Origin of the sequence: Curtobacterium sp. UNCCL17 (genome assembly GCF_000686685.1) — a bacterium.
Classification (GTDB): domain Bacteria; phylum Actinomycetota; class Actinomycetes; order Actinomycetales; family Microbacteriaceae; genus Curtobacterium; species Curtobacterium flaccumfaciens.
Genome location: NZ_KK366002.1, coordinates 94863 through 112748, shown reverse-complemented (window position 1 = coordinate 112748; position 17886 = coordinate 94863). Strand labels below are relative to the sequence as shown.

Sequence of the window (17886 nt, the reverse complement as noted above, 5' to 3'; positions counted from 1 at the left end):
ACTGACGGACTGGAGGCCCGTGGCGACACCGCCACGGGCCTCCAGTCCGTCTGCTGGTCGCGCTCAGTCGTGCGATGGACGCGCGTGACAGACGCGCTCAGTCGCGCGTCGTGATCCCGAAGGGCGAGCTCTCGAGGTTCGTGAAGTTCCCCACCGTCGCCCGGACGGTGCACGACGGGGCGACGGACAGTGCGGTGACCACGAGCCCGTCGGACGACACGGCCAACGCGCCCGAGCAGCCGTCGGCGAACCGTACTCCGGACTCCCCGCCGGCCACGTCGACGAGCATCTGCGACGGGCGCCCGCTGCTCGGACTGCGGTACAGCGGGTTGAGCTCGTCGGCGCCGTTCGGCCAGACCGGCACCAGGGTCACCGGCAGCGCCGTCTGGCTGACCGTCCGGTCGGGCGTCCGGACCTCGACACCCTGCAGCCGCTGGACGGGGTAGGCCGTCCCGCGCACGGCGTCGTCGGTCACGGCTGCGGTGGTCGCCTCGCCGACGCCGTCGAGCCAGGTCTGCAGCGCTGCACCGTCCTCGACGGCGAGTGGCACCGAGGCCTCTACGGTGACGTCTCCGCCAGCGGGGACCTCGACGCCGGACAGGCTCCACGCGCACGCGGTGTCCACGCCGGTCAGTGACGGCTGGTTGCGCTTCGCGGTGATGCCCTCGCCGGACCAGGTGACGGCGGGGCAGGAGGCTCCCGAGCGGGCACCCGGCAGCACCTCGAGGAACGGTCCGCTGAGGGTGGCCGCCTGTGCCGCGTACGTCACGCGCAGGTCCACGGTGCCCTTCGCCGGGTCGACGGTGGCGCGCCGTGTGGTCGCCAGCCCGGTGGGCAGCGGCCGGTCCTGCTGGTAGGCGTTGGCGGCCTGTGTGGTCGCGGTACCGGCGCCCGGCGTCTTCCGGAGGGCCCCTGGCAGCCACACGACGCCACCGACGACCAGCGCGGCGACGAGCACGACGCCGATGCCGCCGAACAGGAGTGCACGGTCGGTCAGCCACTCGGGGCGGGCGAACCGACGCGTCGGTTCGGGCTCGGCGGCCGGTGCGGCGGGCAGCGGCTGCCGCGCCATCGGCCGGATGACGGTCTGCGACCCGGCGGGGCCGAGCTCCGGGGCCGGCCCGACGACCGCGGCGTCGTCCCCGGTGGCGGTGGTCCGGGATCCCGCCGCGTCGTCGGGACGGACCCCACGGACGACGGTCGCCGGACGCTCGACCTCGTCGAACGAGTCCGGGTCGCTGGAGGCGACCAGTGCGGGTGCCGAGGCGAGGGACCGTGCGAGCCGACGGAGGGTCCCCGCCGCGTGGGCCGCCGACGGCCGCGCGTTCGGGTCCTTCGCGAGCAGGGCGGACACCGCGGCCCACAGGGCGTCGGGCACGTCGAGCGGGGGCGGGTTCGAGGTGACGTGGCGGTAGGCCACGGCGAAGTCCGTGCCCGGTCCGGCGAACGGCGTGCGACCGGACAGCAGCTCGTAGAGCATGACCCCGGCACCGTAGACGTCGGCTGCCGGACCCGAGCGTCCGTGGCTGATCGACTCGGGTGCCATGTACTGCGGCGTGCCGAGGAGCCCGGTGGTCGTGCGTTCGCGTTCGGCCACGACCGACGCGATCCCGAAGTCGGTGACCCGGACGGCACCGGTGGCACCGGGGACCCACGCGGTCTGGAGCAGGACGTTGTCGGGCTTCACGTCACGGTGGGTGACGTCCTGCTCGTGCGCCGCGGTGAGTGCGTCGAGGGTCTCGGCGGTGATCGTCAGCGCGTCCCGCGGGAGGAGCGGACCGTTCGACGCCAGCAGGTCGCGGGCAGACCCACCCGGCACCAGGTCCATGACGATCGCGAGCCGGTCGCCCTCGACGACCAGGTCGCGGACGCGCACGATGGACGGGTGCTGCAGGGCGAGGAGCACCGAGCGTTCGCGGACGAAGCGCTCGACGATCTGCGGGTCGGCGGCGAGTTCGGCACGCAGGAGCTTGGCCGCGAAAGCCTCGCCGGTCGCGGAGTGCTCGACTAGCCAGACCTCTCCGGTGGCGCCGGTCCCGAGGAGCTCGACCAGTCGGTAGGACGCACCGAGCGGTTCGCCCTGGCCGTACTGCCCTTGACGGTCCTGCGCCACGCGTTCCCCGATCCCCCCGATGGCCGACCCCTCGCCGACCACGCAATGTTACCGGCCGGCGGCCTGCTCCGGCGCCGCGTACTGCACGTCGATCGCGTGCTGCGTGAACCCCGAGCGCCGGTACAGCGCCAGCGCCGGCTCGTTGTCCCCCTCGACGTACAGTGCGGCGGCGGTCAGGCCGTGGCCGCGCAGCCGAGCGGTCCCGGCACGCATGAGCACACCGCCGAGTCGCTGCCCCTGCAGGTCGGGCCGCACGGCGACGGCGTAGAACTCGCCGATGCCGTCCTCGACCTTGAGCCAGCACGAGCCGGCGAGCTGCCCGGAGGCGTCGCGGAGCAGCAGCAGGTCCTCGCCTGCGAACCAGTCGTCCGCCTCGCGTGCGTGCAGGTCGTCGAGCGTCATCCGCCCCTGCTCGGGGTGGTGGGCGAAGGCGGCGGCGTTCAGCGCGAGCCAGTCGGTCTCGTCGTCGGTCCCGGGGCGGAACGCCGACAGGGAGTAGCCGTCGGGCAGCGCCACGTCGATACCGGACTCGGCGACGGGTGCCCGGAGCTGCAGCAGCGTGCGGACCGCGCGCCAGCCGAACCGGTCGGCCAGTGCACGCGCTGCCGGGTGGTCCCCGTGCGCCCACGCGAGCCGGGGAGCGGCCCCGCCGCCCAGCGCGAGTGCCTGCGACACCAGGGCCGTGCCGATGCCCCGGCCACGGGCCTCCTGGGCGACGACGAGTTCCAGCTCGCCGTCACGGACCACGGCGATCCCGTGGTCGACGGTCAGGACCGTCGCGCGCCCCGCGCGGACGTCGACCAGGGTCTGGTCGGAGAACGGGGGAGCCTCGCTGGGGGCGACGAAGCTGCCGAGGTCGGGCAGCACTACTGCCCCATCAGGCGCTCGGCCTCGTCGTCGTAGACGTTGAAGCGGTACCCGACGTTGCGGACGGTGCCGATGAGCGACTCGAGGTCGCCGAGCTTGGCGCGCAGCCGTCGGACGTGCACGTCGACCGTGCGGGTGCCACCGAAGTAGTCGTAGCCCCAGACCTCGCTGAGCAGCTGCTCGCGGGTGAAGACGCGTGACGGGTGGGTGGCGAAGAAGCGCAGGAGCTCGAACTCCTTGAACGTCAGGTCGAGCGGCCGGCCGCGCACCTTGGCGGAGTAGCTGGCCTCGTCGATGACGACACCGGACGCCTGGATCTTCGAGCTCGTCTGGCCCTTCGCCGCACGACCGGCCGACAGCCGGATGCGGGCGTCGATCTCGGCCGGGCCGGCGCTCTCGAGCACGACGTCGTCGACGTTCCAGTCGCTGTTCACGGCGGTCAGCCCGCCCTCGGTGACGACGAGCACGATCGGCGTGGTCGATCCCGACGAGGCGAGGATCTTGCACAGGGCCTTCGCGCTGACCAGGTCGGTGCGGGCGTCCACGAACATCAGGTCGCTCTGCGGGGCGTTGACCAGCTGTGCGGCCTCGGCCGGCACGTGGCGGATCCGGTGGCTCAGGAGGCCCAGGCTCGGCAGGACGTCTCCGGGCGCGGTCGAGGTGAGTACCAGGAGCTGTGCCACAGGACCTCCGGAGGTGGATGACGTCGTGGAGACATCCTAGTGATGCTCGGGAAGGACTCATCCGGCCGGACGGATTGCGCGTCGTCCCGCACCCCCACGGTGCGAGCACCGCACCCCACGGCGCACGAACGGCACCGCGCGGTGCGTGCGTTCCGCACGTCCCTGACATGATGGAGCGCGTGACCGAGCCCGTGCACCCCACCGACCAGCGTCGCCTGCGGCTGACGTCCGTCCTGCCGGTCTGGGTGCTGGCGGTCGTCGGGGCCGTGCTCGTGCTGACCGTGGCCGAGCGCGACGCCTTCGCCTGGCTGCTGCTCGTCTTCGTCGCCTGCGTGATGGTCAGCTTCGTGCTGCAGCTCATCACCGCCACGAAGGACGGTCTGGTCGAACGGATCAGCATCGCGTCGTCCGGGGCGTTCGTCGTGGTCCTCGTCACCGCGGTGGTGCTCCTGGCGCGTTGAGCCGAGCCGCGTAGACTCCGAGCATGGATTCGCTGCTTGCGCTCGAGCTCTTCTACGTCGGCCTCCTCGGCCTGGCGTCGCTCGCGATCGCGTTCATCTCGGTGGTCGTCGTCGTGAAGCTGTTCAAGGGCCAGCGTTGATCGAGCTGCCCGAGGGCCTCGCCCCCGAACTGGTCCCGCTGTCGTGGCTGGTCGGCGTGTGGGAGGGCACCGGTGTGGTCGAGTACCCGGTCGGTGACGACGACGAGGTCCGGAACTACGAGTTCGGCCAGCGCGTCAGCTTCAGCCACGACGGCCTGCCGTACCTGAACTACTCGTCCACCACCTGGCTGCTCGACGACGACCACACCCCGCTCGCCGCCGAGATGGGCTACTGGCGGATCGACCGTCCGACCGAGCCCGGCGACCGCGGCCCCGCGATGCTCCTGGGCGACGGGCCCACGCCCTTCAGCACGGTCGAGAGCGTCGAAGCGCTCCGCAACACCACGGACGGCTTCGACGTCGAGGCCGCGATCATCCACCCGACGGGCGTCAATGAGCTCTACGTCGGCCGTGTGCTGAAGGGCCGGATCGACCTGTCGACCGACGCCGTGCTGCGCTCGCCGAACGCGAAGGACTACTCCGCCGCGACCCGCCTGTACGGACTGGTCGAGGGCAAGCTCTTCTGGGCGTGGGACATCGCCGCGCTCGGTCGCGAACTCACCTCGCACGCCTCGGGGCAGCTCGCGAAGGTCGACTGATGTCGGTGTTCGCCGCGCGTGACGGCTTCGTCGCCGCCGACTCCGTCGCCGCGCACTTCGGCAACCCGATCGGGGAGCAGCGCCTGCTGACCCGGGGGCGTGCCGTCGTCGAGCTCGGACTCGGTGTCGTCACCGTCACCGGACCGGACCGGCTGTCGTGGCTCAACTCGATCACCTCGCAGCAGCTCACCGGGTCGCCGACCGGCGTCAGCACCGAGACGCTCGTGCTCGACCAGGCCGGACGCGTCGAGCACGCGGCCCGCGTCGTCGACGACGGTGCGACGGTCTGGCTGCTCACCGAGCGCGCTGACGCTGCGCCGCTCGCCGGGTGGCTCGACTCGATGCGCTTCATGCTCCGGGTCGAGGTCGCCGAACGCTCCGCCGACTTCGTCACCCTCGGCTGGTTCGGGGCGGACGCCCCGTTCGCGTCCGTCGAACTGCCGGAACCGCCCGTCGCCGAGTGGGTCGACCCGTGGAGCGCCGTCACGCCGGGCGGATGGGGCTACGCCGCCCCGGAGGCGCACCCCGGCTCCGACTGGACCCTCCGCATCGCCGTGGTCACCCCCGGCACCGCGGCCGCGATCGCCGCGTCGGACGTGCCCGTTGCGGGGCTGCTCGCGTACGAGGCGCTGCGGATCGCCGCGTGGCGCCCGACCCTGTCCGACGTGGACGAGCGGACGATCCCGCACGAGCTCGACTGGCTGCGCTCCGCCGTGCACCTGTCGAAGGGCTGCTACCGCGGGCAGGAGACCGTCGCCAAGGTCCACAACCTCGGGCACCCGCCGCGACGGGCCGTGCTGCTGCACCTCGACGGGTCCGACGGCGTGCTGCCGGCCCCCGGGACCCCGGTGCTGCTCGACGACAAGCCCGTCGGCCGGCTGTCCGCGTCGGCGATCCACCACGAGCTCGGTCCCATCGGGCTCGCCGTGGTCAAGCGCTCGCTCGACCCCACCGCGACCCTGCGGCTCGAGGCCGACGACGTCGTGGTGACCGCGGCGCAGGAGACCATCGTCCCGCCCGAGGCCGGTGCCACGGCGAACGTCCCGCGCCTGCCCCGCCTCGGAGCCGTCAAGCGCTCCTAGCCTGCGCGCTGAGGGTCGCAAGACACCGGTGTTCGCCGGTCGCACCGCGGTTCGCGGGTGTTCGGAGCGCGAACACCGGTGTGCTGCGTCGCAGCGTCAGGCGGGCTCGACGGCCGACCACGGGACGCTGAGCTCACCGAGCCGCCAGCGCGTCACACCGTGCAGCACCGGCCAGCCGCGGTCATGCATCCCGCGCACCGTGGCGATCCACCGCTGCCGGGGCCCGTACGTGCCGAGCGGTGCGGCGACCGCCCACGACAGGTCGAGGTCCCGCAGGAACGCGTGCACCCGTTCGCCGGGCACGTTGCGGTGGATCAGCGCCTTCGGCAGGCGCTCGGCGACGATCGAAGGCACGTCGAGCCCGGCGAGCCGGAGCGACACCGTGAAGGTCTGCGGCGCGACGTCGTCGAGCGTCAACCACGAGGCCACCCGACCGACCTCGTTGCAGGTCCCCTCGACGAGCGCACCGCCGGGCTGCAGCCGGTCCTGCATGATCCGCCACGACCCGACCACCGCGGACTCGTCGTACTGCCGCAGCACGTTGAAGGCCCGGATGACGGCGGGCCGGCGCTGCCCGGGCGTCGGGGTCTCGAAGCCCCCCAGGCGGAACGTCACGCCGTCGCGGGCCCCGGCGTTCGCGAGCGCGACCCGCGACGGCTCGATCTCGATGCCCGTCACCTCGACGTCGGGTCGGACGGCGGCCAGCCGGTCGCGCAGTTCGAGGGTGGTGGTCGGCGATGCCCCGTAGCCGACGTCGGCGACGAGCGGGTCGTCCGTCCGGCGCAGCACCGGCAGGGTCGCGATCCACCGGTCGACGCGGCGGAGCCGGTTGTACCCGGTCGTCCCGCGCGTCACGTTCCCGATGGGCATGCGTCAAGGGTACGGGGCCGGTACCGCTCGGTAGACTCGGAGGCATGACCTCCACGCTCGTCCTGCTCCGTCACGGCAACAGTGACTGGAACCAGAAGAACCTGTTCACCGGTTGGGTCGACGTCCGGCTCAGCGAGCTGGGCGAGAAGGAGGCGAAGCGCGCCGGCGACCTCATCGCCGGGTCCGGCATCGTCCCCGACGTCCTGTACACCTCGCTCCTGACCCGTGCGATCCAGACGGCGGACATCGCGCTGCTGCAGGCCGACCTGGCCTGGCTGCCGGTGAAGCGCGACTGGCGCCTCAACGAACGCCACTACGGCGACCTGCAGGGCAAGGACAAGGCCCAGACCCTGGCCGAGTACGGCGAGCAGCAGTTCATGGAGTGGCGCCGCTCGTTCGACGTCCCGCCGCCCCCCATCGCCGACGACGCCGAGTGGTCGCAGTTCGGTGACCGTCGCTACGCCGAGCTCGGCGACCAGCTGCCCCGCACCGAGTCGCTCAAGCTCGTGATCGACCGTCTGCTCCCGTACTGGGAGTCCGACATCACGAAGGACCTCGCCGCCGGCAAGACCGTGCTGGTGACGGCCCACGGCAACTCGCTGCGTGCGCTCGTGAAGCACCTCGACGGCATCTCCGACGACGACATCGCCGGCCTGAACATCCCGACGGGCATCCCGCTGGTGTACGAGCTCGACGACGACTTCACGCCGACGAAGCCCGCGTACTACCTGGACCCCGAGGCCGCCGCAGCCGGCGCCGCCGCCGTGGCCGCCCAGGGTGCCAAGAAGTAGCACCCACGCGAACGACGAAGGCCGCAGTCCCGACGGGGGCTGCGGCCTTCGCTGTGTCGACGTCGAAGCCGAGCCCCGCGCATCGGGACGCTCAGACGAAGTGTGACGCGATCTCCTGCACCAGTGCTCCGACGTCGTAGGGCTTCGTCGTGTCGACCCGGATCACCGGGACGCCGGGCAGCCCGACGGGCCGGGCGTCGTCGCCGTGCTCGTCCCAGAAGGCCAGCACGTCGGCCAGGTCCCCGTGCACCTCGTGCCGCACCGGCACGGTGCCCGGTTCGTACCGGTCGCGCAGCCGCTGCTCGGCGGTGGCGCGGTCCGTGTCGCACCACACCTCGACGGCGCGAGGCGACCCGGCGGACGCGAGTCCGGCCTCCAGGAGGTCCCGGTCACGCGACGGCAGCCAGACGGCGTCGAGGACGACCCCGTTCTCGACGGCCCGCGCCATGGACCACATCGTGTCCATCGCGATGCCGCCGAGCGGCCGCGAGGCGATCATCGGGCCGACGACGTCGGCGAGGGGCTCCTTGATGCGGTCCTTCGACAGGAACGGGCAGCCGAGCACCTCGGCGAGTGCCGTGCCGATGCTGCTCTTGCCGGAACCGGGCATGCCGTTGACGATGATCGCGACCTGGGCCATGCCACGATCCTCGCAGACCGATCGAGCCGGGTCAGACCGATCGGGTCGGGTCAGACCGCCGCGGTCGAGGTGGACGCGCCGGTCCAGTCGCCGGTCGCCAGGTACTCGACCTTCTTGGCGATCGAGACCGCGTGGTCGGCGAAGCGCTCGTGGTAGCGGGAGGCCAGGGTGGCGTCGACGGTGTCGATCGGACCGCCCTTCCAGGCCTCGCCGAGCACGAAGTCGAAGACGCTGGCGTGCAGCTCGTCAACGGCGTCGTCCTCGTCGCGGATCTCGGCCGACAGCGCGATGTCCTCGGTGGCGAGCAGTCGCGTGAGCTTCTGCGCCATCGCGACGTCGTGCCGGCCCATCTCCTTGAACGTGCTGCGCAGGCCCTTCGGCACGACCTTCTCGGGGAAGCGCTGACGGGCGAGCTGCGCGATGTGCTCGGCCATGTCGCCCATGCGCTCGAGCGAGGAGCTGACGCGCAGGGCGGTGACGACGACGCGCAGGTCGCGGGCCACCGGTGCCTGGCGGGCGAGGATGTCGATCGCGATCTCGTCGAGGCTGTTCGCGGCGAGGTCGATCTTCTCGTCGTCGGCGATCACCTCTTCGGCGAGGGCAACGTCGGAGTCGCTGAAGGCCTGGGTGGCTCGGGTGATGGCGGACTCGACGAGCCCGGCGATCTCGGTCAGTCGCTCCTGGACGTCCTGGAGTTCCTGCTGGAAGACTTCGCGCATGGGGGAGTACCTCTCTCTGCGTACCGGACGAGTGTCGTCAGCCCAGGTGAACGAACGGTGACGCGGGGCTGAACGCTTCGCGTTCTGGCCTTCCGCAGACGGTGAACGGTACCGGAACCCCGCATGACCATCCCTACACTGGCGGCATGGACAACGCGTGGCTCGTGCCACTGTCGATGCTCCTCGGCGGGGTCTTCGGCGCGGGCGTCGTGGTGCTGATCATCACCGCCGAGCGGACGGCTCGTGCTGCCGACGTGGCGGAGCGGACCCTGCCGGACGGCGTCGCAGCGGTCATCGCGACGATGCACAACCCGGCGGTCGTCATCGACCCGTCGAACACCGTCGTCGCGGCATCCCCCCAGGCCCTCACTGCGGGGCTCGTCGTGCGCCGACGCCTGGTGCACCACGAACTGCTCGAGCTCATCGACCGGGTGCGCAAGAGCGGGGAGATGGGGTCGGAGGACCTCGAGCTGCCGCGCGGCCGCCACGGGGAGCTCATCGGCTACCTCAGCTTCCGTGCCGCCCAGCTCGGCAACCGGTACGTCCTGCTCACGGCCGACGACCTGACCGAGAGCCGGCGCATCGACGAGGTCCGCCGCGACTTCGTCGCCAACATCTCGCACGAGCTGAAGACGCCGATCGGTGCCATCGGCCTGCTGTCCGAGACCCTCGTCCTCGCCGCCGACGACCCCGCGCACGTGAAGAAGTTCGCCGCGCAGCTGATCACCGAGTCCGAGCGGCTCGGGGCGCTGACGAAGGACATCATCGAGCTGTCCCGGCTGCAGTCCGTCGACGCGCTCGAGAACAGCGAGGAGACCGGCATCGACAAGATCGTGCAGGCGGCGATCGACGCGAACGAGGTCGTCGCCCGCGCCCGCTCGATCGAGATCATCCGCGCCAAGAAGTCGAAGCTGCGGGTGATGGGCGACCGCGGGCTGCTGCAGGTCGCGGTGTCGAACCTCATCGCCAACGCGGTGAAGTACTCGCCGGACAACACCCGCGTCGGTGTGGGCGTCCGGTCGTCGAAGGGCTTCGTCGAGATCGCGATCACCGACCAGGGCGTCGGCATCCCCGAGGCCGACCTCGACCGCGTCTTCGAACGGTTCTACCGTGTCGATCCCGCACGGTCGCGTGCCACCGGGGGCACCGGCCTCGGGCTCGCGATCGTCAAGCACGTCGTCAGCAACCACGGTGGTGACGTGCGCGTCTGGTCGCAGCCCGGCAAGGGTTCGACCTTCACCATCCGTCTGCCCGAGGCAGATCCCGAACTGACCACAGCACTCGAAGAGCAACTGGAAGAGCAGCCATCGTGACCAAGATCCTCATCGTCGACGACGAGCCGGCCCTGAGCGAGCCCCTGGAGTTCCTGCTGCAGCGTGAGGGGTACGAGACCTCCGTCGCTGCCGACGGCGTGACCGCGCTGTCGAAGTTCGACGCGGAGAACCCCGACCTGGTGCTCCTCGACCTCATGCTGCCGGGCCTGAGCGGCACCGAGGTGTGCCGGCAGATCCGGACCCGGTCGAACGCGCCGATCATCATGCTGACCGCGAAGGACTCGGAGGTGGACATCGTCGTCGGGCTCGAGCTCGGCGCCGACGACTACGTGACGAAGCCGTACTCGACCCGGGAGCTCCTGGCCCGGATCCGTGCCGTGCTCCGTCGCCGGACCGAGGACGACCCGGCGGACAGCGGGATCCTGCAGGTCGGCGGCATCCGGATGGACGTCGAGCGGCACACGGTGTCGGTCGACGGGTCCGAGACCCCGATGCCGCTCAAGGAGTTCGAGCTCCTCGAACTGCTGCTCCGGAACGCCGGCCGTGTGCTGACCCGCGGGCAGCTCATCGACCGGGTGTGGGGTTCCGACTACTTCGGTGACACCAAGACCCTCGACGTGCACATCAAGCGCATCCGCTCGAAGATCGAGCGGGTCCCGTCGACCCCCGAGATCCTGGTGACGGTCCGCGGCCTCGGCTACCGCATCGAGGCCTGAGGCGGACGGACAGGAGGCCCGGTGCGAGTCCTCGGGACTCGCACCGGGCCTCCTGTGCGAACGATCCGGGCGCGGTGTCAGCCGCGCCCGTCGGCGTCAGTTGGTGCCGTTGTCGCCCTCGGACGAATCCGTCTGCGAGTCGGTGGGCTGCGTGCCGGGGACGGCCTCGCCGGTCGACTGTGCGCCGCTCTCGGACGGCGACGTCGAGGTGGGCGTCGGGGTCGGGCTCGGCGCGAGGGTCTGGTACTCCTCCTGCGAGCTCGTCAGCACCGGCACGTTCGCCGAGACACCCTCGGCGTCGGGGTAGCTGAAGTAGACCTTGACGAGCGAACCGGGCTTCGCGTCCGCGTTGTCGAACACGATCGGCTCGGCGTCACCGGCGGTGGTGCCCTGCGTGGTGTCGCCCTCTTGCACGCTCGACTCGTCGTCGCTGCCCGCACCCGCGGCCATGGCGAGGTCGACGTGGGTGTTCGCCGGCACGTCGACGGTCTGGGTGTCGCCGCCGATCTCGATCGAGACGGTGTAGTCGTCCTGGTCGTCGTTGTTCACGAGCGTGCCGATGAAGCGGGCGCTCTCACCGTCGTCCGAGATCAGGAGGGCGTTCCGCACGTCGACCTTGCCGGTCGAGACGTCCACGCCGTCGGTGATCTGCTTGATGTCGACGGTGTGGGCCGGCGACATGAACTCGCACCCGGTGGCGCCGAGCGCGATGGTTGCCGCAACGGCGACGGACACGAGTACCCGAGGTCGCAAGAGATTCCTCCGTAAGTCACGATGAGGACCGGGCGGTCCCCGCGCCCATCCTAGCGATCACCGGGAGGGGTGAGCGTTGAGGGTCCCCTTACCGGAACGGCCCCTGTGGTAAACTGGATGTCTGGGAACGGAGCCTGATACATGCAATTCGAGGTCGGCGAGACCGTCGTCTACCCCCATCACGGGGCGGCAACCATCTCTGAAGTCAAGACTCGCGTCATCAAGGGCGAGGAAAAGGTCTACCTGAAACTGCGGGTGACGCAGGGTGACCTGACGATCGAGGTCCCGGCGGACAACGTCGACCTGGTCGGCGTCCGCGACGTGATCGGCAAGGAAGGACTCGACAAGGTGTTCGAGGTCCTCCGGGCGCCGTTCACGGAAGAGCCCACCAACTGGTCACGCCGCTACAAGGCGAACCTCGAGAAGCTCGCTTCCGGTGACGTCATCAAGGTGTCCGAGGTCGTCCGCGACCTCTGGCGGCGCGATCAGGACCGCGGGCTCTCCGCGGGTGAGAAGCGGATGTTGGCCAAGGCCCGGCAGATCCTGATCTCCGAGCTCGCGCTGGCCGAGAAGACCGACGAGGACAAGGCATCGACCGTCCTCGACGAGGTCCTGGCTTCCTGAGCCTGACGACAGCGCACTGAACACGACAGCACGAACGACGGCCGCACGGTTCCCCGAAGGGGTGGACCGGGCGGTCGTCGTCGTTGCGGCCGGCTCCGGCACCCGGCTCGGCATCGGGACCGCGAAGGCGTTCGTGCCCGTGGCCGGTTCGCTCATGCTCGCACGGGCGCTCGAACCCCTGTTCGCCTTGCCGTCGCCGACGCTGGTCGTCGTGGTCGCACCGGCGTCGCACCTGGACGAGTGCCGGCAGGTGGTCGGTTCGGTCGCGGGTGCTGCGGTCGCGTACACGGCCGTCGTCGCCGGAGGCGCGGATCGCCACGGTTCGGTCGAGGCCGGCCTGGCCGTCCTGCCGGACTCCGTCGCCACGGTGCTCGTGCACGACGCGGCGCGGTGCCTCACGCCCGCGGCACAGTTCTCGCGGGTGTTCGACGCCGTCGCCGCCGGTGACGGTGCGGGTGTCGTGCCGGCGCTCCCCGTCACGGACACGGTGAAGCGGGTCGACGGTGACGTCGTCGTCGAGACCGTCGACCGTGCGGCGCTCGTCGGGGTGCAGACGCCGCAGGGCTTCCCGCTCGCGGCACTGCGGCGGGCGTACGCGGTGTCGTCGCAGTCCGAGACGGACGACGCCGGGGTGTTCCAGGCCGTCGGGGGCACCGTCCGGTTCGTGCCGGGTGACGCCGACGCCTTCAAGATCACGACGCCGTGGGACCTCGGCCGGGCCGAGTCGATCGTGCGGGCGCGGACCGAGGCGGCCGGTGGTGCCGGTGCGGGGACGGCCGACGCCATCGTGGCGGTCCGACTCGGGCTCGGGGTCGACGTGCACGCCTTCGACGACGCCTCGCCCTGCCGTGTCGGACTGCTCGACTTCCCCGGCGAACCCGGCCTCTCCGGGCACAGCGACGGCGACGCGGTGGCGCACGCGGTGTGCGACGCCCTGCTCTCCGCCGGGGGCCTCGGCGACATCGGCGGACGCTTCGGCACCGCTGATCCGCAGTACGCCGGCGCCACGGGCGACGTCTTCGTCCGGGGTGCGGTCGCGTTGCTCGCCGATGCCGGGCTCGTGCCGGTGTCCGTCACCGTGCAGGTCATCGGCAACCGGCCGCGCATCGGTCGTCGCCGTGACGAGATGCAGGACGCCCTGTCCGCGGTCGTCGGTGCGCCCGTCGCCGTGTCCGGCACGACGACCGACGGCCTCGGCTTCACCGGCCGTGGCGAGGGGCTCGCGGCGATCGCCACGGCACTCGTGCGTCCCTCCTGAAACCGCGGCCCCGCGCCGATTAGGGTTGAGGCGTGACCGTTCGCCTCTACGACTCCCGCGCCGCAGCCGTCGTCGACCTCGTGCCCCTGGTCGACGGACACGTGAGCGTCTACGTCTGTGGTCCGACGGTGCAGTCGTCGCCGCACATCGGGCACCTGCGGTCCGCGCTCGTCTACGACATCTGGCGTCGGTGGCTCACCCACCGCGGGTACCGGGTGACCCTGGTGCGCAACGTCACCGACATCGACGACAAGGTCCTCGACCTGGCTGCCGGCACGGACGAGGAGTGGTTCGCCCGCGCCTACCGGGTCGAACTCGAGTTCACCGCCGCGTACAACGCCCTCGGCATCCTGCCCCCGACGTACGAGCCACGGGCCACCGCGAGCGTGCCGCAGATGCACGAGATCATCCAGCGCTTGATCGACCGCGGGCACGCCTACGCCGCCGACGACGGCTCCGGTGACGTCTACTTCGACACCGGCAGCTGGTCCGACTACGGGGTGCTCACCCGGCAGCGGCGCGAGGACATGGTCGAGGCCGCCGACGCCGACCCGCGTGGCAAGCGCGACGCCCGTGACTTCGCGCTCTGGAAGGGTGCGAAGCCCGGCGAGCCGTCGACGGCCAACTGGGACTCCCCGTGGGGTGCCGGCCGCCCGGGCTGGCACATCGAGTGCTCGGCGATGTCCCGTCGGTACCTCGGCCCGGCGTTCGACATCCACGGCGGCGGGCTCGACCTGCGCTTCCCGCACCACGAGAACGAGCTGGCGCAGTCCACGGCCGCCGGGGACCCGTTCGCGTCGTACTGGCTGCACAACGGCCTGGTGACGGTCGAGGGCCAGAAGATGTCGAAGTCGCTCGGCAACTCGATCTTCGCTGCGGACTTCCTCGGATCCGCTCGTCCCGCCGTCGTGCGCTACTTCCTCGGTGCCGCCCACTACCGCTCGTCGATCGACCACCACGAGGGTTCCCTGGCCGAGGCCGAGGCGGCGTACGACCGCATCGCCGGGTTCCTCGAGCGCGGCGAGACCCGGCTCGAGGGCGTCCACCTCGCCGATGCCCCTGCCGTGCCCGAGGCCTTCGCCGCGGCCATGGACGACGACCTGTCCGTGCCCCAGGCCCTGGCCGTGCTGCACGAGACCGTGCGCACCGGCAACGCCGCCCTGGACGCCGACGATGCGGAAACGCTCGGGACCGCGTACCATCAGGTGGCTGCGATGGTGGAGGTGCTCGGCATCGATCCGCGAGCCGCCCACTGGTCGGGCGGCGGCCACGACACCTCGGCAGGCCCGCTCGCCGCCCTCGTCGAACGCCTCGTGCAGGAGCGCGCGGACGCCAGGGCAGCACGGGACTTCACCGCGGCCGACCGCGTGCGCGACGACCTCGCCGCCGCGGGCATCACGATCGAGGACACGCCGTCCGGAACACGCTGGAGCATCGCCTGAACACGGCAGTGCCGAACAGGAGCTACGCATGAAGAACGTCTCGGGAAGCAAGAAGGGTCGGCCCGGCGCCGTCCGCACCGGTCGCAAGGGCAACAAGCAGGTCGGTTCCGGCGGACAGGGCGCCCAGGCGCTCGAGGGTCGCAAGCCGACCCCGAAGGCCGAGGACCGCCCGTACCACCCCGCCGGCAAGCGCAAGGCCGCGAAGGACCGCTTCGAGGCGGCCAAGGGTCGTCACGGTTCCTCGAGCACCCCGCAGGGTCGCACGGGCCGTCCGCCGGCACGCAAGACCGACGACTCCGAGCTGGTGACCGGGCGCAACTCCGTGCTCGAGGCCCTGCGGACGAAGACCCCGTCGTCGACGCTCTACATCGCGTCGCGCATCGAGGTCGACGACCGCGTGAAGGAGATCCTCGCGCTCGCCAACCACCGTGGCGTGCCGATCATCGAGCTCATGCGCCCCGAGCTCGACCGCATCACCGGACACGACAGCGTGCACCAGGGCGTCGCCCTCAAGGTGCCGGCGTACCAGTACGCCGTGTCCGAGGACATCGTCGAGCAGGCGTTCTCGCGCGACCAGGTCCCGCTGCTCGTCGCACTCGACGGCATCACGGACCCCCGCAACCTCGGCGCGATCATCCGCTCGACCGCGGCCTTCGGCGGACACGGCGTCATCGTGCCGCAGCGTCGTTCGGTCGGCGTGACGGCGTCGGCGTGGAAGACCTCGGCCGGTGCCGCGGCACGCACGCCCGTCGCGATGGCTCCGAACCTCACGCAGACCCTGAAGTCGCTCAAGTCAATGGGCCTGTTCGTCCTCGGCCTGGACGGCGACGGTGACGTGGAGCTCGACGGCCTCGAGCTCGCCGACCGTCCGATCGTGATCGTCGTCGGTTCCGAGGGCAAGGGCCTGTCGCGCCTGGTCACCGAGACCTGTGACGCGATCGTGTCGATCCCGATCTCGAGCGCCACCGAGTCCCTGAACGCCGGCATCGCCGCGAGCGTCACCCTGTGGGAGGTCGCGCGGCGCCGTCGCACCGCCTAGCCACAGCACTTCGTGAGCAGGAATGGTCGCCTCCCCGAGCGGGAGGCGGCCATTCCTGCTCACGGTGCTGGCTGGGCCGGGCTCGAAGGGTCAGGGCACGTCGGCTGGTGCCTGCCGTGTGGTCACGAGTCGTCGCTGCGCGACGCCGCAGGTGACGGTCCGTGACCGGTCGCCGCCCACCCGGCGGGGTGTCGTGACCGCTCGACGTCCAACGTCACCACCGGCGGGGCTGGGCATGACGGTCTGGAGGGCCGGCGCCGGTCTCCGGGACCCGCGCCGGGCCTCCAGGCGGTCGCGTTGCCGACCCCCGAAGGGTCAGGACACGTCGGCTGGTCTCTGCCGTGCGGTCACGGGTCGTCGCTGCGCGACGCCGCAGGCGACGGTCTGCGACCGGTCGGCGCCCACCCGGCACGGTGTCGTGACCGAGCGGGGACCGCGTCAGACCGTGGCGCGCCAGTCGTCGACGTCGTCGGACTCGTCGGACTCGTCGGCGTCGTCGTCCAGCACCGGGATCGGCACGGTGATCGACGAGGTCGGCGGGTTGATGAGCAGGCGCTCGTCGCGACGGTGTCGGAGCACGTCGTTGATGTAGGCGGTCGTGGCCTCGGGCAGGGAGACGGAGCGCTCCTCCTGCTGGGACATGAACCAGCGGTGCTCGAGCAGCTCGTGGAACACCTCGGCGGGTTCGAGCCGGCCGCGCAGGTCACGGGGGATCGAGCGGACGACGGGCTCGAAGACCCGTGAGACCCACTCGTGCGCCACCATCTCCTCATCGAGTTCGTCACGGCCGTTGCGGGCACGGTACGAGTCGAGGTCGTTGAGCAGGCGCCGGGCCTGGTTCTCGCCGGCGTCGAGCCCGGTGAGCCGCAGCAGTCGGCGCTGGTGGTGCCCGGCGTCGACGACCTTCGGCTGGATCCGGACCTGCGAGCCGCCCTCGGTCGTGTGGATCGAGAGCTCTTCGATGTCGAAGCCGAGCTCGTTCAGGCGCTCGACGCGGTCGTTGATGCGCCAGCGTTCCTTGATGTCGAACTGCTCGGTGCCGGTGAGCTCGGTCCAGAGCGTCCGGTACTGGGCGACGATGCGGTTCGAGACGTCGACGGGGTCGGCGTTCTCGTCGAGTCGTCCGCCGGCCTCGAGGTCGAGCAGCTCGCCGGCGATGTTCACGCGGGCGACCTCGAGGTCGTTCTCGCGCTGGCCGTTCGACAGCCCGCCGGGGTAGAGCTTGCCGGTCTCGGCGTCGACCAGGTACGCGGCGAAGGCTCCGGCGTCGCGACGGAACAGCGTGTTCGACAGGGACACGTCGCCCCAGTAGAAGCCGATGACGTGCAGGCGGACGAGCAGCAGCGCGAGGGCGTCGACCAAGCGGGTGGCGGTCTCGGGGCGCAGCGTCTGCGAGTAGAGCGCGCGGTAGGGCAGGGAGAACCGCAGGTGGCGGGTCACCAGCACGGGGTGCAGTGGTTCACCGTCGGCGTCGACGCGGTTCGTGATGACCGCGACCGGGTCCACGCACGGCACGTCCATGCGCTGCAGGGTCCGGAGCATCTCGTACTCGGACCGGGCGACCTCTTCGCCGGTCTCCTTCACCGCGGCGACGTACCCGCTCAGGTGCACGAACCGCACGAGGTGCCGCGAGATGCCCTTCGGCAGCGCGACGATCGTGTCGTCGGGCCAGTCGGCGAGCGGCAGGTCCCACGGCAGGTCGAGCAGGCCGGGGTCGACGGTGGCGGCGGTGATGGACATCGAGTCGGGCACGGTGGTTCCTCTGGTGTCGGGGACAGCCGAGAGCCCGCGTCCGCCCTTGTGAGGCGGGCGCGG

At 71.3% G+C, this 17886-nt stretch carries 18 protein-coding genes; 10 read left to right on the top strand and 8 right to left on the bottom strand.

The features are described 5' to 3' along the window. Window positions 1-97 precede the first annotated feature (97 nt). From BR70_RS0114350 to BR70_RS0114340, 3 genes are read right to left on the bottom strand one after another with little or no spacing between them, the layout of a single operon-like run. Complete coding sequence (locus BR70_RS0114350) at window positions 98-2113, bottom strand: serine/threonine-protein kinase (RefSeq protein WP_027466619.1); 2016 nt, start codon at window positions 2111-2113, stop codon at window positions 98-100. Between the two features lie 48 nt (window positions 2114-2161). Beyond that, the gene (mshD, locus tag BR70_RS21150) at window positions 2162-2980 is read right to left on the bottom strand and encodes a mycothiol synthase (RefSeq protein WP_051596973.1); all 819 of its coding nucleotides are present in this window, start codon (window positions 2978-2980) and stop codon (window positions 2162-2164) included. Continuing rightward, window positions 2980-3663 carry a response regulator transcription factor gene (locus BR70_RS0114340; protein WP_017888078.1) on the bottom strand — a complete coding sequence of 228 codons (684 nt, stop codon included), beginning with the start codon at window positions 3661-3663 and terminating at the stop codon, window positions 2980-2982. The genes mshD and BR70_RS0114340 overlap by 1 nt, the downstream gene beginning before the upstream one ends. Before the next feature lie 179 nt (window positions 3664-3842). Here BR70_RS0114340 and BR70_RS0114335 point away from each other — a divergent pair, with 179 nt between their 5' ends. The 3 genes from BR70_RS0114335 to ygfZ all read left to right on the top strand — a co-directional run bounded on the left by BR70_RS0114335 (window position 3843) and on the right by ygfZ (window position 5945). Beyond that, complete coding sequence (locus tag BR70_RS0114335) at window positions 3843-4124, top strand: hypothetical protein (RefSeq protein ID WP_128780538.1); 282 nt, start codon at window positions 3843-3845, stop codon at window positions 4122-4124. Window positions 4125-4260: 136 nt separating this feature from the next. Next, window positions 4261-4863, top strand: coding sequence for a heme-binding beta-barrel domain-containing protein (locus BR70_RS0114325; protein ID WP_027466617.1), 603 nt, complete (start codon window positions 4261-4263; stop codon window positions 4861-4863). After that, window positions 4863-5945 carry a CAF17-like 4Fe-4S cluster assembly/insertion protein YgfZ gene (gene ygfZ, locus BR70_RS0114320; RefSeq protein WP_027466616.1) on the top strand — a complete coding sequence of 361 codons (1083 nt, stop codon included), beginning with the start codon at window positions 4863-4865 and terminating at the stop codon, window positions 5943-5945. Before BR70_RS0114325 ends, ygfZ begins: the two co-directional genes overlap by 1 nt. A gap of 96 nt (window positions 5946-6041) precedes the next feature. Here the strand turns inward: ygfZ and BR70_RS0114315 are convergent, their stop codons facing one another. Then, window positions 6042-6815: a class I SAM-dependent methyltransferase gene (locus BR70_RS0114315; protein WP_027466615.1), complete on the bottom strand. Its 774-nt coding sequence runs from the start codon at window positions 6813-6815 to the stop codon at window positions 6042-6044. 44 nt (window positions 6816-6859) lie between these two features. Here BR70_RS0114315 and BR70_RS0114310 point away from each other — a divergent pair, with 44 nt between their 5' ends. Continuing rightward, a complete protein-coding gene (locus tag BR70_RS0114310; RefSeq protein WP_027466614.1) occupies window positions 6860-7606 on the top strand; it encodes a phosphoglyceromutase in 747 nt (248 codons plus the stop codon). Window positions 7607-7697: 91 nt separating this feature from the next. On the opposite strand, the gene BR70_RS21145 is transcribed toward BR70_RS0114310, so the two are convergent. Next, on the bottom strand, window positions 7698-8246 hold the full coding sequence (locus BR70_RS21145; RefSeq protein WP_035809234.1) for a P-loop nucleotide/nucleoside kinase family protein: 549 nt from the start codon (window positions 8244-8246) through the stop codon (window positions 7698-7700). 50 nt (window positions 8247-8296) lie between these two features. After that, complete coding sequence (phoU, locus tag BR70_RS0114300; protein WP_027466613.1) at window positions 8297-8965, bottom strand: phosphate signaling complex protein PhoU; 669 nt, start codon at window positions 8963-8965, stop codon at window positions 8297-8299. 146 nt (window positions 8966-9111) lie between these two features. Between phoU and BR70_RS0114295 the strand changes: the two genes are divergently transcribed. Both BR70_RS0114295 and BR70_RS0114290 read left to right on the top strand, forming a co-directional pair. Continuing rightward, window positions 9112-10278, top strand: coding sequence for a sensor histidine kinase (locus BR70_RS0114295; RefSeq protein ID WP_027466612.1), 1167 nt, complete (start codon window positions 9112-9114; stop codon window positions 10276-10278). Beyond that, the gene (locus tag BR70_RS0114290; protein ID WP_027466611.1) at window positions 10275-10955 is read left to right on the top strand and encodes a response regulator transcription factor; all 681 of its coding nucleotides are present in this window, start codon (window positions 10275-10277) and stop codon (window positions 10953-10955) included. Before BR70_RS0114295 ends, BR70_RS0114290 begins: the two co-directional genes overlap by 4 nt. A gap of 96 nt (window positions 10956-11051) precedes the next feature. On the opposite strand, the gene BR70_RS0114285 is transcribed toward BR70_RS0114290, so the two are convergent. Next, window positions 11052-11708 carry a hypothetical protein gene (locus BR70_RS0114285; protein ID WP_155896892.1) on the bottom strand — a complete coding sequence of 219 codons (657 nt, stop codon included), beginning with the start codon at window positions 11706-11708 and terminating at the stop codon, window positions 11052-11054. Window positions 11709-11849: 141 nt separating this feature from the next. Between BR70_RS0114285 and BR70_RS0114280 the strand changes: the two genes are divergently transcribed. From BR70_RS0114280 to rlmB, 4 genes are read left to right on the top strand one after another with little or no spacing between them, the layout of a single operon-like run. Continuing rightward, window positions 11850-12332, top strand: coding sequence for a CarD family transcriptional regulator (locus BR70_RS0114280; RefSeq protein WP_017888066.1), 483 nt, complete (start codon window positions 11850-11852; stop codon window positions 12330-12332). 16 nt (window positions 12333-12348) lie between these two features. Beyond that, window positions 12349-13590, top strand: coding sequence for a 2-C-methyl-D-erythritol 4-phosphate cytidylyltransferase (gene ispD, locus BR70_RS0114275; RefSeq protein ID WP_442854655.1), 1242 nt, complete (start codon window positions 12349-12351; stop codon window positions 13588-13590). A 32-nt stretch (window positions 13591-13622) separates the two neighbouring features. After that, window positions 13623-15032 (top strand): cysteine--tRNA ligase, encoded by a 1410-nt coding sequence (cysS, locus tag BR70_RS0114270; RefSeq protein WP_027466608.1) that lies wholly within the window; start codon window positions 13623-13625, stop codon window positions 15030-15032. A gap of 28 nt (window positions 15033-15060) precedes the next feature. Further along, window positions 15061-16071 (top strand): 23S rRNA (guanosine(2251)-2'-O)-methyltransferase RlmB, encoded by a 1011-nt coding sequence (gene rlmB / locus BR70_RS0114265; protein WP_027466607.1) that lies wholly within the window; start codon window positions 15061-15063, stop codon window positions 16069-16071. Window positions 16072-16509: 438 nt separating this feature from the next. Here the strand turns inward: rlmB and BR70_RS0114260 are convergent, their stop codons facing one another. Continuing rightward, window positions 16510-17823, bottom strand: a complete 1314-nt coding sequence (locus BR70_RS0114260; protein WP_027466606.1) for a DUF4032 domain-containing protein — start codon at window positions 17821-17823, stop codon at window positions 16510-16512. Window positions 17824-17886 lie beyond the last annotated feature (63 nt).

Bases quoted from the DNA above. Each gene is read 5' to 3' on its own strand.
- BR70_RS21145 (WP_035809234.1), bottom strand. From the start codon at position 8,246: ATGGCCCAGGTCGCGATCATCGTCAACGGCATGCCCGGTTCCGGCAAG.
- BR70_RS0114310 (WP_027466614.1), top strand. From the start codon at position 6,860: ATGACCTCCACGCTCGTCCTGCTCCGTCACGGCAACAGTGACTGGAAC.
- BR70_RS0114280 (WP_017888066.1), top strand. From the start codon at position 11,850: ATGCAATTCGAGGTCGGCGAGACCGTCGTCTACCCCCATCACGGGGCG.
- ygfZ (WP_027466616.1), top strand. From the start codon at position 4,863: ATGTCGGTGTTCGCCGCGCGTGACGGCTTCGTCGCCGCCGACTCCGTC.
- BR70_RS0114295 (WP_027466612.1), top strand. From the start codon at position 9,112: ATGGACAACGCGTGGCTCGTGCCACTGTCGATGCTCCTCGGCGGGGTC.
- BR70_RS0114315 (WP_027466615.1), bottom strand. From the start codon at position 6,815: ATGCCCATCGGGAACGTGACGCGCGGGACGACCGGGTACAACCGGCTC.
- rlmB (WP_027466607.1), top strand. From the start codon at position 15,061: ATGAAGAACGTCTCGGGAAGCAAGAAGGGTCGGCCCGGCGCCGTCCGC.
- phoU (WP_027466613.1), bottom strand. From the start codon at position 8,965: ATGCGCGAAGTCTTCCAGCAGGAACTCCAGGACGTCCAGGAGCGACTG.